Annotated in this window: 17 protein-coding genes; all 17 read left to right on the top strand. The window is 42.2% G+C overall.

Going from position 1 to position 13344, the window contains the following annotated elements:
* Positions 1 to 133: 133 nt before the first annotated feature.
* Positions 134 to 745: a type II CAAX endopeptidase family protein gene (locus RYK12_RS00600; RefSeq protein ID WP_314846413.1), complete on the top strand. Its 612-nt coding sequence runs from the start codon at positions 134 to 136 to the stop codon at positions 743 to 745.
* Positions 746 to 906: 161 nt separating this feature from the next.
* Positions 907 to 1701 carry a cell cycle regulator CcrZ gene (gene ccrZ, locus RYK12_RS00605; protein ID WP_261036263.1) on the top strand — a complete coding sequence of 265 codons (795 nt, stop codon included), beginning with the start codon at positions 907 to 909 and terminating at the stop codon, positions 1699 to 1701.
* Positions 1698 to 2333: a tRNA (guanosine(46)-N7)-methyltransferase TrmB gene (gene trmB / locus RYK12_RS00610; protein ID WP_261036262.1), complete on the top strand. Its 636-nt coding sequence runs from the start codon at positions 1698 to 1700 to the stop codon at positions 2331 to 2333. Before ccrZ ends, trmB begins: the two co-directional genes overlap by 4 nt.
* Positions 2334 to 2498: 165 nt before the next feature.
* Positions 2499 to 3668, top strand: a complete 1170-nt coding sequence (locus tag RYK12_RS00615; RefSeq protein WP_314846414.1) for a glycoside hydrolase family 3 N-terminal domain-containing protein — start codon at positions 2499 to 2501, stop codon at positions 3666 to 3668.
* Between the two features lie 127 nt (positions 3669 to 3795).
* The gene (rimP, locus tag RYK12_RS00620) at positions 3796 to 4275 is read left to right on the top strand and encodes a ribosome maturation factor RimP (protein WP_001808691.1); all 480 of its coding nucleotides are present in this window, start codon (positions 3796 to 3798) and stop codon (positions 4273 to 4275) included.
* Between the two features lie 43 nt (positions 4276 to 4318).
* Positions 4319 to 5455, top strand: a complete 1137-nt coding sequence (nusA, locus tag RYK12_RS00625; RefSeq protein ID WP_000032285.1) for a transcription termination factor NusA — start codon at positions 4319 to 4321, stop codon at positions 5453 to 5455.
* Between the two features lie 21 nt (positions 5456 to 5476).
* On the top strand, positions 5477 to 5770 hold the full coding sequence (gene rnpM / locus RYK12_RS00630; protein WP_000857567.1) for an RNase P modulator RnpM: 294 nt from the start codon (positions 5477 to 5479) through the stop codon (positions 5768 to 5770).
* Positions 5763 to 6062, top strand: coding sequence for a YlxQ-related RNA-binding protein (locus tag RYK12_RS00635; RefSeq protein ID WP_001041390.1), 300 nt, complete (start codon positions 5763 to 5765; stop codon positions 6060 to 6062). The genes rnpM and RYK12_RS00635 overlap by 8 nt, the downstream gene beginning before the upstream one ends.
* 16 nt (positions 6063 to 6078) lie before the next feature.
* Positions 6079 to 8880 carry a translation initiation factor IF-2 gene (gene infB / locus RYK12_RS00640; RefSeq protein WP_314846416.1) on the top strand — a complete coding sequence of 934 codons (2802 nt, stop codon included), beginning with the start codon at positions 6079 to 6081 and terminating at the stop codon, positions 8878 to 8880.
* A gap of 165 nt (positions 8881 to 9045) precedes the next feature.
* Positions 9046 to 9396, top strand: a complete 351-nt coding sequence (gene rbfA / locus RYK12_RS00645; protein WP_001273601.1) for a 30S ribosome-binding factor RbfA — start codon at positions 9046 to 9048, stop codon at positions 9394 to 9396.
* Between the two features lie 149 nt (positions 9397 to 9545).
* Complete coding sequence (locus tag RYK12_RS00650) at positions 9546 to 10325, top strand: hypothetical protein (RefSeq protein ID WP_314846420.1); 780 nt, start codon at positions 9546 to 9548, stop codon at positions 10323 to 10325.
* A 1-nt stretch (position 10326) separates the two neighbouring features.
* Positions 10327 to 10509, top strand: coding sequence for a hypothetical protein (locus RYK12_RS00655; protein WP_314846422.1), 183 nt, complete (start codon positions 10327 to 10329; stop codon positions 10507 to 10509).
* The gene (locus RYK12_RS00660) at positions 10506 to 10658 is read left to right on the top strand and encodes a hypothetical protein (protein ID WP_314846423.1); all 153 of its coding nucleotides are present in this window, start codon (positions 10506 to 10508) and stop codon (positions 10656 to 10658) included. Before RYK12_RS00655 ends, RYK12_RS00660 begins: the two co-directional genes overlap by 4 nt.
* 116 nt (positions 10659 to 10774) lie before the next feature.
* Positions 10775 to 11008, top strand: a complete 234-nt coding sequence (locus RYK12_RS00665) for a DUF1858 domain-containing protein (RefSeq protein WP_314846425.1) — start codon at positions 10775 to 10777, stop codon at positions 11006 to 11008.
* On the top strand, positions 11008 to 12342 hold the full coding sequence (locus RYK12_RS00670) for a DUF438 domain-containing protein (protein WP_314846427.1): 1335 nt from the start codon (positions 11008 to 11010) through the stop codon (positions 12340 to 12342). Before RYK12_RS00665 ends, RYK12_RS00670 begins: the two co-directional genes overlap by 1 nt.
* A 9-nt stretch (positions 12343 to 12351) precedes the next feature.
* On the top strand, positions 12352 to 12606 hold the full coding sequence (locus tag RYK12_RS00675) for a DUF1912 family protein (RefSeq protein ID WP_000119707.1): 255 nt from the start codon (positions 12352 to 12354) through the stop codon (positions 12604 to 12606).
* Between the two features lie 95 nt (positions 12607 to 12701).
* On the top strand, positions 12702 to 13097 hold the full coding sequence (locus RYK12_RS00680; RefSeq protein WP_000038635.1) for a helix-hairpin-helix domain-containing protein: 396 nt from the start codon (positions 12702 to 12704) through the stop codon (positions 13095 to 13097).
* The last annotated feature ends 247 nt before the right edge of the window (positions 13098 to 13344 follow it).

Here is a 13344-nt window from a genome sequence, read left to right on the forward strand (position 1 = left end):
AACCATACCTATGGCAAGGCGACGTTGACGTGGTTTGAAGAGGTTTTCGAAGAGTATAAAATGGTTTGTTTTGGAAAGACTAGAGTTAAAGGATGACTTGTAGGGAAGTCTGTTTGTTGAGGAGGATAATTTTATGAAGTTTTTTGATAAATTTCATGCCTTTTGTTTTGGATTTTTAGTACTACTAATCGTCATTACAGTTCCTTATACGATTAACCACGGGGATTTTTTTCAAAATGAATCTGAATTGATTATTGTAAGTCTTCTTGTAACCTCGCTGAGTGTTGCTTATGCTAGAAAGTTTGAAATGATTTCTTTTGGGATGTTAAGCAAGAAAGACCTTTTGCTTTTCATTGCAATCTTTCTTCTAAGTGTACTTGAGACGCTGGTTTATATTCATTTCTTCGCTGTTTCTTCTGGCGCGGGAGTTCAACACTTGGCGGAAGTCAGCAGAGGAATTTCTCTGTCTTTGATTTTGACTTCCTCAGTTTTTGGTCCCATCCAGGAGGAACTCATTTTCAGAGGACTTCTTCAAGGTGCCGTTTTTGACAATTCTTGGTTAGGGCTTGTGCTAACTTCCTCTCTCTTTTCTTTCATGCATGGACCTTCTAATGTCCCTTCGTTTATTTTTTATCTACTTGGGGGCTTGTTGCTGGGCTTTGCTTATAAAAAGAGCCAAAACTTATGGGTTTCTACTCTAGTCCACATGTTTTACAACAGTTGGCCACTCTTATATTATTTATAAAAATTATGAAAAGGTAAGTAGGAGATTGTGCTTACCTTTTTCTTTCTATAATGATACCCAAGCCAATCTAGAGGCTTTTCTTTGAGAATCGGGTGTGGAGCGGTTGACGAATAGCCCAAAAACTAGTAGAATAGTAAGGAAACTTTATACGGAGGAAAGAAATGGATTTGGGTGATAATGAGCTAACACTGACTCCCATACCTGGGAAAAGTGGCAAGGCTTATATGGGTAGCTATCCTGATGGGAAGCGCATCTTTGTAAAAATGAACACCTCTCCAATCCTACCTGGTCTAGCTAGAGAACAAATTGCTCCACAATTATTATGGAGTCGCCGTTTGGCAGATGGGCGTGATATGTGTGCTCAAGAATGGTTGACAGGCAAGATATTGACCCCCTATGATATGAATCGTAAACAAATCGTCAATATTTTAACCCGTCTTCATCGCTCACGTCCGTTGATGACACAGTTGAGTCGTTTGGGGTATGCCATGGAAACACCTGTAGATTTACTGCAGTCTTGGCAGGAAACTGCTCCAGATGCTTTGCGTAAAAATCATTTTATCAGTGAAGTGATGGCTGATTTACGTCAGACTATTCCAGGATTTAGAGAGGACCATGCGACCATTGTCCATGGAGATGTACGACATAGTAATTGGATTGAGACAGACAGTGGCTTGATTTATTTGGTGGATTGGGATTCGGTTCGTTTGACCGACCGCATGTTTGATGTGGCCCATATGCTCTGTCATTATATTCCAGAACATCAGTGGAAGGAATGGTTGACCTACTACGGTTACAAGTACAATCAAACAGTATTAAGTAAATTGTATTGGTACGGTCAGTTCTCTTATTTGAGCCAGATTTCCAAGTATTATATGAACCAAGATTTAGAAAATGTCAATCGGGAGATCCATGGCTTGCGTCACTTCCGAGACAAGTATGGAAAGAGAAGATGAGAGTTAGAAATCGTAAAGGGGCGACAGAATTACTAGAGGCAAATCCCCAGTATGTGGTCCTCAATCCCTTGGAAGCCAAGGGGAAATGGCGGGACTTGTTTGGCAATGATAATCCCATTCATGTGGAAGTTGGAAGTGGAAAGGGTGCTTTTGTTTCAGGTATGGCTAAGCAAAACCCTGACATCAACTATATCGGGATTGATATTCAAAAGTCTGTTTTGAGCTACGCTTTGGACAAGGTGCTTGAAGTTGGAGTGCCTAACATCAAGCTCTTGTGGGTAGATGGTTCTGACTTGACCGACTACTTTGAAGACGGTGAGATTGATCGTTTGTATCTGAACTTTTCAGATCCATGGCCGAAAAAACGCCATGAAAAGCGTCGTTTGACCTACAAAACCTTCTTGGATACCTTCAAACGTATCTTGCCTGAAAATGGAGAAATTCATTTCAAGACGGATAACCGTGGCTTGTTTGAGTACAGCCTAGTGAGCTTTTCTCAGTATGGCATGAAGCTCAATGGTATCTGGCTAGACTTACATGACAGTGATTTTGAAGGCAATGTCATGACAGAATACGAGCAAAAATTCTCCAACAAGGGGCAAGTTATCTACCGAGTTGAGGCTCAGTTTTAATCTAAAGAGATTTCAAAAAACTGTTTCGCACTCAAAAAGTTATCATATATTCTAAGGATTTAGTTCTGTATTGCACAGAATTAGGTCCTTTTAGTTTGATTTCAAAACGGTTGGTTTTTGCTAAGTGTGTATTTGCGGCCAGATAAGTGGTATAATGAAAAGGTTATGAGAAATAGTATAAATCCTTTTGTATTCTATCTTTTCTTTTTCCTTGTGATAGTTGGTTTGATTTTTTCTGATTATCAACAACATAGACAAGTAGAGGTGCAAGCAGAAACAGAGGCCCAAGTAGAAAAAACTGAGACAACTATTGAAACCAGTGAAGGAGAGGAAAATAAGGTTATCGAAGACAGATTGGCCACGATGACCTTGGAGGAGAAAGTAGGACAATTATTTTGGGCCAGAGTTCCTTCTAATCATCAGATAGAAGATCTTCAATCCTATCATTTGTCTGGGTATATCTTATTTGGCAGAGATTTTGAGGGACGAAGCATAGAGGATTTAAAGGCTTTGACAAAGGACTACCAAGCTGCTGCCAAGATTCCTTTATTGATTGGTTCAGATGAAGAAGGAGGGACAGTGACTCGTATCAGTTCGATTTTAGAAACTCCTTTCCGATCTCCTAGGGCACTTTATCAGCAAGGGGGAATGGAGGCGGTGCTTTCTGATACGAAGCAGAAGGCAGAGTTACTAAAATCTGTTGGCATCAATGCTGGCCTTTTCCCGGTTGCGGATCTTGCAAGGGACCAGTCAGCCTTCATTTATGATCGAACGATTGGACAAGATGTCCAAACAACTGCAAGCTATGTTCAGCAGGTCGTAGAAGAACTTAAAAAGAGTAAGGTTGGGTCAACCTTGAAACATTTTCCAGGATATGGAGATAATGGAGATAGTCATACCGCTATTATCCAAGACAACCGTTCTCTGGATGAATTAAGACAAGCAGATTTTCTTCCCTTTCAAGCTGGGATAGATGCAGGGGCAGATAGTGTCTTAGTCTCTCACAATATCTTATCTAAAATTGACACGGTGCCATCATCTATCTCACCGAAAATCACTGACCTTCTTCGGAAGGAACTGCATTTCAAAGGTGTCATTATGACAGATGATTTTGATATGGCAGGAATAGCCGATTTTGTCAGTCAGGACGAGGCTGCTTTTCAAGTGATTGTAGCTGGAAATGACCTGATTCTAGGGTCTTCATATCAAACCCAGATTCCTTATCTATTAAAGAAAATTTCCTCTGGAGAACTGACAGAAGAGCGTATTGATGAGTCTGTGAGACGTATTTTAACTTGGAAATACGACTTAGGATTATTAGGAGAGGCGCAGTAAGTCTTGTAAGCCTAGACAAAAAGCTTCAAGGTTAAATCCTTGCAGGTTAGCTTGATTTGTGTTATACTTGTAGCAAGAATATGAAAAGTGAGGCGGGGAAATATCTTCGCCTCTTGCTTATGAGGAGGTGGACGCAATCGCAACAATCGTAGAATTAGTCAGAGAAGTTGTAGAACCTGTCATAGAAGCACCTTTCGAACTCGTGGATATCGAGTATGGAAAGATTGGCAGTGACATGATTCTCAGTATTTTTGTAGATAAACCTGAAGGAATTACCTTGAACGACACGGCAGACTTGACAGAAATTATCAGTCCTGTCCTAGACACCATCAAGCCAGATCCCTTCCCAGAACAATATTTCCTAGAAATCACCAGTCCAGGCTTGGAACGTCCTTTGAAAACCAAGGATGCCGTAGCTGGAGCGGTTGGGAAATACATCCATGTCGGGCTCTACCAAGCCATCGATAAGCAAAAAGTCTTTGAAGGAACTCTGTTGGCCTTTGAAGAGGACGAGTTGACCATGGAATATATGGACAAGACGCGTAAGAAAACCGTCCAAATTCCATACAGTTTAGTATCAAAAGCACGTTTAGCAGTTAAATTATAGAAAAAGAAAGGATAGCTTTTGAGGATTCAAAAGTGAAGAAAACATGAGTAAAGAAATGCTAGAGGCCTTCCGCATTTTGGAAGAAGACAAGGGAATCAAAAAAGAAGATATCATCGACGCAGTAGTAGAGTCGCTTCGTTCCGCTTATCGCAGACGCTATGGTCAATCAGACAGCGTAGCTATTGACTTTAACGAAAAAACAGGTGACTTTACAGTTTATACTGTCCGTGAAGTGGTTGATGAAGTATTTGATAGCCGTTTGGAAATCAGCTTGAAAGACGCTCTTGCCATTAATTCAGCCTATGAACTTGGTGACAAAATCAAGTTTGAAGAAGCACCTGCTGAGTTTGGTCGTGTAGCAGCTCAATCTGCCAAACAAACCATCATGGAAAAAATGCGCAAGCAAACACGTGCCATCACTTACAATACTTACAAAGAACATGAGCAAGAAATCATGTCTGGTACAGTAGAACGCTTTGACAACCGCTTTATCTATGTCAATCTCGGTAGCATCGAAGCCCAATTGTCAAAACAAGACCAAATTCCTGGTGAAGTTTTTGCTTCTCATGATCGTATCGAAGTGTATGTCTACAAGGTTGAAGACAACCCTCGCGGTGTCAACGTCTTTGTTAGCCGTAGCCATCCAGAAATGATCAAACGCTTGATGGAGCAAGAAATTCCAGAAGTTTATGATGGAACTGTTGAAATCATGAGCGTGGCTCGAGAAGCTGGTGACCGTACTAAGGTTGCCGTTCGTAGCCATAATCCAAACGTAGACGCTATCGGTACAATCGTTGGACGCGGCGGAGCGAATATCAAGAAGATTACTAGCAAGTTCCACCCAGCACGTTACGATGCCAAGAGCGACCGTATGGTGCCAATCGAAGAAAACATAGACGTTATCGAGTGGGTAGCAGATCCAGCTGAATTTATCTACAATGCCATCGCTCCTGCTGAAGTTGACCAAGTTATCTTTGATGAAAACGACAGCAAACGTGCCTTGGTGGTTGTTCCTGATAACAAGCTTTCTCTTGCCATCGGTCGTCGTGGGCAAAACGTTCGCTTGGCAGCTCACTTGACTGGTTACCGTATCGATATCAAGTCTGCTAGCGAATTTGAAGCCATGGAAGAAGCTGGTTCGGTAGATTTGGAAGCAGAAAACGATACTGTAGAAGAATAAAAGCTGCTAGAGGAGGGAAAGATGAAAACGAGAAAAATCCCTTTGCGCAAGTCTGTTGTGTCCAATGAAGTGATTGATAAGCGTGATTTGCTCCGCATTGTCAAGAACAAGGAAGGACAAGTCTTTATCGATCCGACAGGCAAGGCCAATGGCCGTGGCGCTTATATCAAGCTAGACAATAAAGAAGCCCTAGAGGCGAAAAAGAAGAAGGTCTTTAACCGTAGCTTTGACATGGAAGTAGAAGAAAGCTTTTATGACGAGTTGATTGCTTATGTGGATCATAAAGTAAAAAGAAGAGAGTTAGGACTTGAATAAGCAAAAGATAAGCAATCTCTTGGGACTTGCTCAGCGAGCAGGGCGGATCATATCGGGTGAAGAATTGGTCGTTAAAGCCATTCAAGATGGCAAGGCCAAGTTGGTCTTTCTAGCTCATGATGCTGGACCCAATCTGACCAAGAAGATTCAAGATAAAAGTCATTATTATCAAGTAGAAATTGTAACCGTGTTTTCAACACTGGAATTAAGCATAGCAGTCGGGAAATCGAGAAAGGTTTTGGCTGTAACAGATGCTGGATTTACAAAGAAAATGAGGTCTCTTATGGAATAGAAGAGGAGGACATGATTTGTCTAAGAAAAGATTGTACGAAATCGCAAAAGAACTTGGAAAAGAAAGTAAGGAAGTTGTAGCGCGTGCAAAAGAGTTGGGCTTGGATGTGAAAAGCCACTCATCAAGTGTGGAAGAAGCTGTCGCTGCAAAAATCGCTGCCAGCTTTAAGTCCGCAGCTGCTCCGAAAGAAGAAGCAAAACCTGCAGCACCAAAAGCAAGTGCAGAAAAGAAAGCCGAAAAATCTGAGCCAGCTAAACCAGCTGTAGCTAAGGAAGAGGCAAAACCTGCTGAGCCAGTCGCTCCTAAAGCAGAAAAAGCAGCGGCTAAACCGCAAAGCCGTAATTTCAAGGCTGAGCGTGAAGCCCGTGCCAAAGAGCAGGCAGAACGACGCAAGCAAAATAAAGGCAATAACCGTGACCAACAACAAAACGGAAACCGTCAGAAAAACGACGGCCGTAATGGTGGAAAACAAGGTCAAGGCAACCGCGATAATCGTCGCTTTAATGACCAAGCTAAGAAACAGCAAGGTCAGCAAAATCGTGGTAATGAGCGCCGTCAACAAGAGGACAAACGTCCAAATCAAGCGGCTCCACGCATTGACTTTAAAGCCCGTGCAGCAGCCCTAAAAGCAGAGCAAAATGCAGAGTACGCACGTTCAAGCGAGGAACGCTTCAAGCAGTATCAGGCTGCTAAAGAAGCCTTGGCTCAAGCTAACAAACGCAAGGAACCAGAGGAAATCTTTGAAGAAGCGGCTAAGTTAGCTGAACAAGCGCAACAAGCACAGCAAGTTCAAGCAGTGGTTGAAGTCGTCCCTGAGAAAAAAGAACCTGCAGTGGATACACGTCGTAAAAAACAAGCTCGACCAGACAAAAATCGTGACGATTATGATCACGAAGAAGATGGTCCTAGAAAACAACAAAAGAATCGAAGTAGTCAAAATCAAGTGAGAAATCAAAAGAATAGTAACTGGAATAACAATAAGAAGAACAAAAAAGGCAATAACAAGAACAACCGTAATCAGGCTCCAAAACCTGTTACAGAGCGTAAATTCCATGAATTGCCAACAGAATTTGAGTATACAGATGGTATGACTGTTGCGGAAATCGCAAAACGTATCAAACGTGAACCAGCTGAAATCGTTAAGAAACTCTTTATGATGGGTGTTATGGCAACACAAAACCAATCTTTGGATGGGGAAACAATTGAACTCCTCATGGTGGATTATGGTATCGAAGCCAAACAAAAGGTTGAAGTGGATAATGCCGACATCGAACGTTTCTTTGTCGAAGATGGTTATCTTAATGAAGATGAATTGGTTGAGCGTCCACCAGTTGTAACTATCATGGGACACGTTGACCACGGTAAAACAACCCTCTTGGATACCCTTCGTAACTCTCGCGTCGCGACAGGTGAAGCAGGTGGTATCACTCAGCATATCGGTGCCTACCAAATCGTTGAGAATGGCAAGAAGATTACCTTTCTTGATACACCAGGACACGCGGCCTTTACCTCTATGCGTGCGCGTGGTGCATCTGTTACCGATATTACCATCTTGGTTGTAGCGGCTGACGACGGGGTTATGCCTCAAACTATCGAAGCCATCAACCACTCAAAAGCGGCCAACGTTCCAATTATCGTAGCCATCAACAAGATTGATAAACCAGGTGCCAACCCAGAACGTGTTATCGGTGAATTGGCAGAGCATGGAGTTATGTCAACGGCTTGGGGTGGAGATTCTGAATTTGTTGAAATCTCGGCTAAATTCAATCAAAACATTGAAGAATTGTTGGAAACAGTCCTTCTTGTGGCTGAAATCCAAGAACTCAAGGCAGACCCAACAGTTCGTGCTATTGGTACAGTTATCGAAGCACGCTTGGATAAAGGAAAAGGTGCGGTCGCAACCCTTCTTGTTCAACAAGGTACCTTGAATGTCCAAGATCCAATCGTTGTCGGAAATACCTTCGGTCGTGTTCGTGCTATGACTAATGACCTTGGTCGTCGTGTTAAGGTTGCAGGCCCATCAACACCAGTTTCTATCACAGGTTTGAATGAAGCGCCGATGGCGGGTGACCACTTTGCCGTTTACGAAGATGAAAAATCTGCGCGTGCAGCCGGTGAAGAGCGTGCCAAACGTGCCCTCATGAAACAACGCCAAGCTACTCAACGTGTCAGCCTTGAAAACCTCTTTGATACGCTTAAAGCTGGTGAACTTAAGTCAGTTAACGTTATCATCAAGGCCGACGTACAAGGTTCTGTTGAAGCCCTTTCTGCCTCACTTCAAAAAATCGATGTGGAAGGTGTCAAAGTGACCATCGTCCACTCAGCAGTCGGTGCCATCAACGAATCTGACGTAACCCTTGCCGAAGCTTCAAATGCTTTCATCGTTGGTTTCAACGTACGCCCTACACCACAAGCTCGTCAACAAGCAGAAGCTGACGATGTAGAAATCCGTCTCCACAGCATTATCTATAAGGTTATCGAAGAGATGGAAGAAGCTATGAAAGGGATGCTTGATCCAGAATTCGAAGAAAAAGTTATCGGTGAAGCAGTTATTCGTGAAACCTTCAAGGTGTCTAAAGTGGGAACTATCGGTGGATTCATGGTTATCAACGGTAAGGTTACCCGTGACTCTAAAGTTCGTGTTATCCGTGACGGTGTTGTTATCTATGATGGCGAACTCGCAAGCTTGAAACACTACAAAGACGACGTCAAAGAAGTTACAAATGGTCGTGAAGGTGGATTGATGATTGACGGCTACAATGATATCAAGACTGATGATGTGATTGAGGCTTATGTCATGGAAGAAATCAAACGATAATAGAGAAACGATAGCCAATTTGACTCGTCGTCAACAGCGCCTTGATGAACCTCAGTTCTATCTAAGGCTTGTTTCCTAGATTCAAATGGCTCTAGTTCCTCTATCTAATAAAAATAGCTAGGTCTGCTGGCCTAGCTTTTGGTTCAAAGTAGAGAAAGGAATATCATGGCAAATCATTTCCGTACGGATCGTGTGGGCATGGAAATCAAGCGTGAAGTCAATGAGATTTTGCAAAAGAAAGTCCGTGATCCGCGTGTCCAAGGCGTGACCATCACAGATGTTCAGATGCTAGGTGACTTGTCTGTTGCCAAGGTTTACTACACCATTTTGAGTAACCTTGCTTCAGATAACCAGAAAGCTCAAATCGGGCTTGAAAAAGCGACTGGTACCATCAAACGTGAACTTGGTCGCAATTTGAAATTGTACAAAATTCCAGATTTGACCTTCGTCAAAGACGAATCCATCGAATATGGGAATAAGATTGACGAAATGCTACGCAATCTGGATAAGAACTAAAGAAGAGGGGCAACCCTCTTTTTTGTTGGGGAAGAGGCAATAAAAGATGCTGGCGGAATCTTTCTAGAGTTAAATATTATTAAAAAGCTTTATAAAATTTAGATAGTGTGATATTATGAAATAAAGACACAAGAGGAAGAGGTATTTATATGGCTGAACAAGACTTAGCTATGCAAGTATTACAACAAGTGGTAAAACTACCAGTTGTTAAGGTTGATCGTTCGAAATTTTTAGTGGATAAGTTTTCCAAAGAATTGGATCCACAGGACATTCCTACCTTATTAGAACAAGGCCCAACGTCTCTCTTATCTCAAGAAACCTTAGATCGAGTGGCTAATGCCTGCATTAGGGATAATGTTTTATTGGCGAGTGGAACCTCTGTTTTGGCAGGGTTACCTGGAGGGATTGCTATGGCGATTACCATTCCAGCTGATGTGGCTCAATTTTATGGTTTCTCTCTGAAATTGGCTCAAGAATTAGGTTATATTTATGGTTATGAGGATCTTTGGGCTTCACGCGAGGAGTTGAGTGAAGATGCTCAAAATACCCTCTTGCTTTATCTAGGCGTCATGTTGGGGGTAAATGGAACCGCTGCTTTGCTACGTGCAGGCGGTATAACAATTGCCAAACAGGTAATGAAAACAGTACCTAATAAAGCTTTAACGAAGACGCTTTGGTACCCTATTTTGAAAAAAGTCTTAAGAATATTTGGTGTGAATCTTACCAAGGGAGGGTTGGCCAAAGGAATGGGGAAATTCATACCTATCTTGGGAGGTATCATTTCAGGTGGTTTAACCTTTGCAACTATGAAACCGATGGGTGAAAGCTTGCAGAAAGAATTGTCCAAACTAGTCAATTATAGTGAAGTTCAATATCAAGAAGATGTTGAAACAATCCGAAAAGAGGCTGAAATAATCGAGGGTGAGTGAGATGAATCCTATCAAAGCTTTTGCTAAAATTTACGGTAATTACTTTTTGACCATGCAAGGTGTAAAAGTAATGAAAACGATAAAGAAAGATGATAATGTTGTTGTCAGTCTGGGGAAACTCTTTATTGCAGACAAGTTGATGGATACGGCTCAGTGGCTCATCAAGCCAGAGGAGAGAGAATGAAATTTTTTTTGGGTCTTCTTGCCATTATTTTTATCAAACCGATTATTGGAATTGTGAAATTCCTATGGATGATCATCTCTTTTGCAGTCCAATTGCTGTTTTACAAGATATTATTTAAGCTATTGGATTGGCTCTTTAAACTTTTTTAGTCCGTAATTCAAATCTCAGAGAACTAGCAAGTCTTGTACTGCTAGTTTTTTAATCTCTTTCCATATGGTATAATATAAGCAGTAAAATCATTTTAGAAGATTCAGTGGAGGTCGTCATGGACAATATCATCGATGTGTCAATTCCTGTTGCAGAAGTGGTGGATAAGCATCCAGAAGTCTTGGAAATCCTAGTAGAGCTCGGTTTTAAACCACTTGCTAATCCCTTGATGCGCAACACAGTCGGTCGCAAAGTATCGCTTAAGCAGGGTTCTAAGCTTGAAGGAACTCCTATGGATAAGATTGTTTGCACGCTGGAAGCAAATGGCTACGAAGTGATTGGATTAGACTAATGGCAGACGAACGGATTTATGTCCTACGGGATATTTTGTTAGAATTGCACAATGGTGCCTCTCCTGAGTCGGTTCAGGAGCGCTTTGATGCGACCTTTACAGGTGTTTCAGCCATCGAGATTTCCCTTATGGAGCACGAGCTGATGAACTCAGACTCAGGTGTCACCTTTGAAGATGTCATGGAACTCTGTGACGTCCATGCCAATCTTTTTAAAAATGCTGTTAAGGGTGTCGAAGTTGCAGATACCGAGCACCCTGGCCACCCAGTTCGGATCTTCAAGGATGAAAATCTGGCTCTCCGCGCTGCCTTGATTCGCATTCGTAGATTGTTAGATACTTATGAGTCTATGGAAGACGAGGAAATGCTGGCAGAGATGCGCAAGGGTTTGGTCCGTCAAATGGGCCTTGTCGGTCAATTTGATATCCATTACCAGCGCAAGGAAGAACTCTTCTTTCCTATCATGGAGCGCTATGGACACGATTCACCTCCTAAAGTTATGTGGGGAGTGGATGACCAGATTAGGGAACTCTTTCAGACAGCCCTAGCGACAGCCAAGTCACTACCAGAAGTGTCTATTGGCAGTGTAAAAGAAGATTTTGAAGCTTTTGCGACAGAGTTTGAAAGTATGATTTTCAAGGAAGAGTCTATCCTTCTCATGATTCTCCTTGAGTCCTTCACTCAGGATGACTGGCTTCAGATTGAGGAGGAGAGTGATGCCTATGGCTATGCCATCATCCGTCCGTCTGAGAAATGGGTGCCAGAAAGACAGAGTTTTGTTGAGGAAAAGAGCACAGAGGAGCCTATTCAGCTAGAAACGGCAAAGGGGCAAGTTCAGCAAGTTATCGATACGCCAGAAGGCCAGTTCACCATTACCTTTACCCCTAAGGAAAAGGAAGCAGTGATGGACCGCTATAGTCAACAGGCTTTTGGCAATGGCTATCTCTCGGTCGAGCAGGCTAATCTCATCCTCAATCACCTCCCTATGGAGATTACTTTTGTCAATAAAGAAGACATTTTCCAGTATTACAATGACAATACGCCAGCTGATGAGATGATTTTCAAACGGACGCCGTCCCAAGTCGGGCGTAATGTTGAACTTTGCCATCCGCCTAAGTATTTGGACAAGGTAAAGACCATCATGAAGGGGCTTCGTGAAGGAGTTAAGGACAAGTATGAAATGTGGTTCAAGTCTGAGTCGCGAGGTAAGTTTGTCCACATCACCTACGCTGCAGTCCACGATGAAGAGGGAGAATTCCAAGGTGTGTTGGAGTACGTTCAGGATATTCAGCCCTACCGTGAGATTGACACGGACTATTTCCGTGGATTAGAATAAGGAGAAAAAATGAGTTACGAACAAGAATTTATGAAGGAATTTGAAGCTTGGGTCAATACCCAGATTATGATCAATGACATGGCACACAAGGAAAGCCAAAAAGTCTACGAAGAGGATCAAGACGAGCGTGCCAAAGATGCCATGATTCGCTACGAAAGTCGCTTGGATGCTTATCAGTTCTTGCTTGGTAAGTTTGAAAACTTCAAAGCAGGCAAGGGATTCCATGATTTGCCAGAAGGCTTGTTTGGTGAGCGAAATTATTAAACGAGATAGATTCTTGATTTTTTACTAAAATCTTGATAGAATATTTATATTAAATCCTTGTCAGAGCAGGGGTTTTTTATTGAAAGGATTTTATCATGTCAAAGAAACTCAATCGTAAAAAACAATTACGAAATAGCCTCCGTCGTGCAGGTGCTTTCTCAAGTACTGTGACTAAGGTTGTAGAAGAGACAAAAAAAGTCGTAAAACGTGCAGAACAGTCAGCAAGCCAAGCTGGTAAGGCTGTTTCTAAAAAGGTTGAACAAGCAGTAGAAGCTACCAAAGAGCAAGCTCAAAAAGTAGCCAATTCTGTAGAAGATTTTGCAGCAAACTTGGGTGGACTTCCACTTGATCGTGCCAAAACTTTCTATGATGAAGGAATCAAGTCTGCTTCAGATTTCAAAAATTGGACTGAAAAAGAACTCCTTGCCTTGAAAGGAATCGGCCCAGCTACCATCAAGAAATTGAAAGAAAACGGCATCAAGTTCAAGTAATTTTTCTTGTGCCTTGCATTTCCGAAAAAATCTTGCTACAATAGAGCCATTAGAGGTGTTTTGAATCCTACATTTTACAGAAAGTGGCGGCGCTGAGAAGTCCACAAATGTGTCAAAACTGGTTGCTAATGACTGAAAAATGAAATAATATTGTCTTTTTATTTTAAAGACGAGAGTTGCGGGCAACTGCCCGAAATTGGGTGGTACCGCGGATAAACACATTCGTCCCTGTCATGTAGATGGCAGG

This window comes from uncultured Streptococcus sp. (genome assembly GCF_963518475.1).
Lineage (GTDB): Bacteria > Bacillota > Bacilli > Lactobacillales > Streptococcaceae > Streptococcus.

Bases quoted from the DNA above. Each gene is read 5' to 3' on its own strand.
- RYK12_RS00600 (WP_314846413.1), top strand. From the start codon at position 134: ATGAAGTTTTTTGATAAATTTCATGCCTTTTGTTTTGGATTTTTAGTA.
- ccrZ (WP_261036263.1), top strand. From the start codon at position 907: ATGGATTTGGGTGATAATGAGCTAACACTGACTCCCATACCTGGGAAA.
- trmB (WP_261036262.1), top strand. From the start codon at position 1,698: ATGAGAGTTAGAAATCGTAAAGGGGCGACAGAATTACTAGAGGCAAAT.
- RYK12_RS00615 (WP_314846414.1), top strand. From the start codon at position 2,499: ATGAGAAATAGTATAAATCCTTTTGTATTCTATCTTTTCTTTTTCCTT.
- nusA (WP_000032285.1), top strand. From the start codon at position 4,319: ATGAGTAAAGAAATGCTAGAGGCCTTCCGCATTTTGGAAGAAGACAAG.
- rnpM (WP_000857567.1), top strand. From the start codon at position 5,477: ATGAAAACGAGAAAAATCCCTTTGCGCAAGTCTGTTGTGTCCAATGAA.
- rbfA (WP_001273601.1), top strand. From the start codon at position 9,046: ATGGCAAATCATTTCCGTACGGATCGTGTGGGCATGGAAATCAAGCGT.
- RYK12_RS00650 (WP_314846420.1), top strand. From the start codon at position 9,546: ATGGCTGAACAAGACTTAGCTATGCAAGTATTACAACAAGTGGTAAAA.
- RYK12_RS00655 (WP_314846422.1), top strand. From the start codon at position 10,327: ATGAATCCTATCAAAGCTTTTGCTAAAATTTACGGTAATTACTTTTTG.
- RYK12_RS00660 (WP_314846423.1), top strand. From the start codon at position 10,506: ATGAAATTTTTTTTGGGTCTTCTTGCCATTATTTTTATCAAACCGATT.
- RYK12_RS00665 (WP_314846425.1), top strand. From the start codon at position 10,775: ATGGACAATATCATCGATGTGTCAATTCCTGTTGCAGAAGTGGTGGAT.
- RYK12_RS00670 (WP_314846427.1), top strand. From the start codon at position 11,008: ATGGCAGACGAACGGATTTATGTCCTACGGGATATTTTGTTAGAATTG.
- RYK12_RS00675 (WP_000119707.1), top strand. From the start codon at position 12,352: ATGAGTTACGAACAAGAATTTATGAAGGAATTTGAAGCTTGGGTCAAT.
- RYK12_RS00680 (WP_000038635.1), top strand. From the start codon at position 12,702: ATGTCAAAGAAACTCAATCGTAAAAAACAATTACGAAATAGCCTCCGT.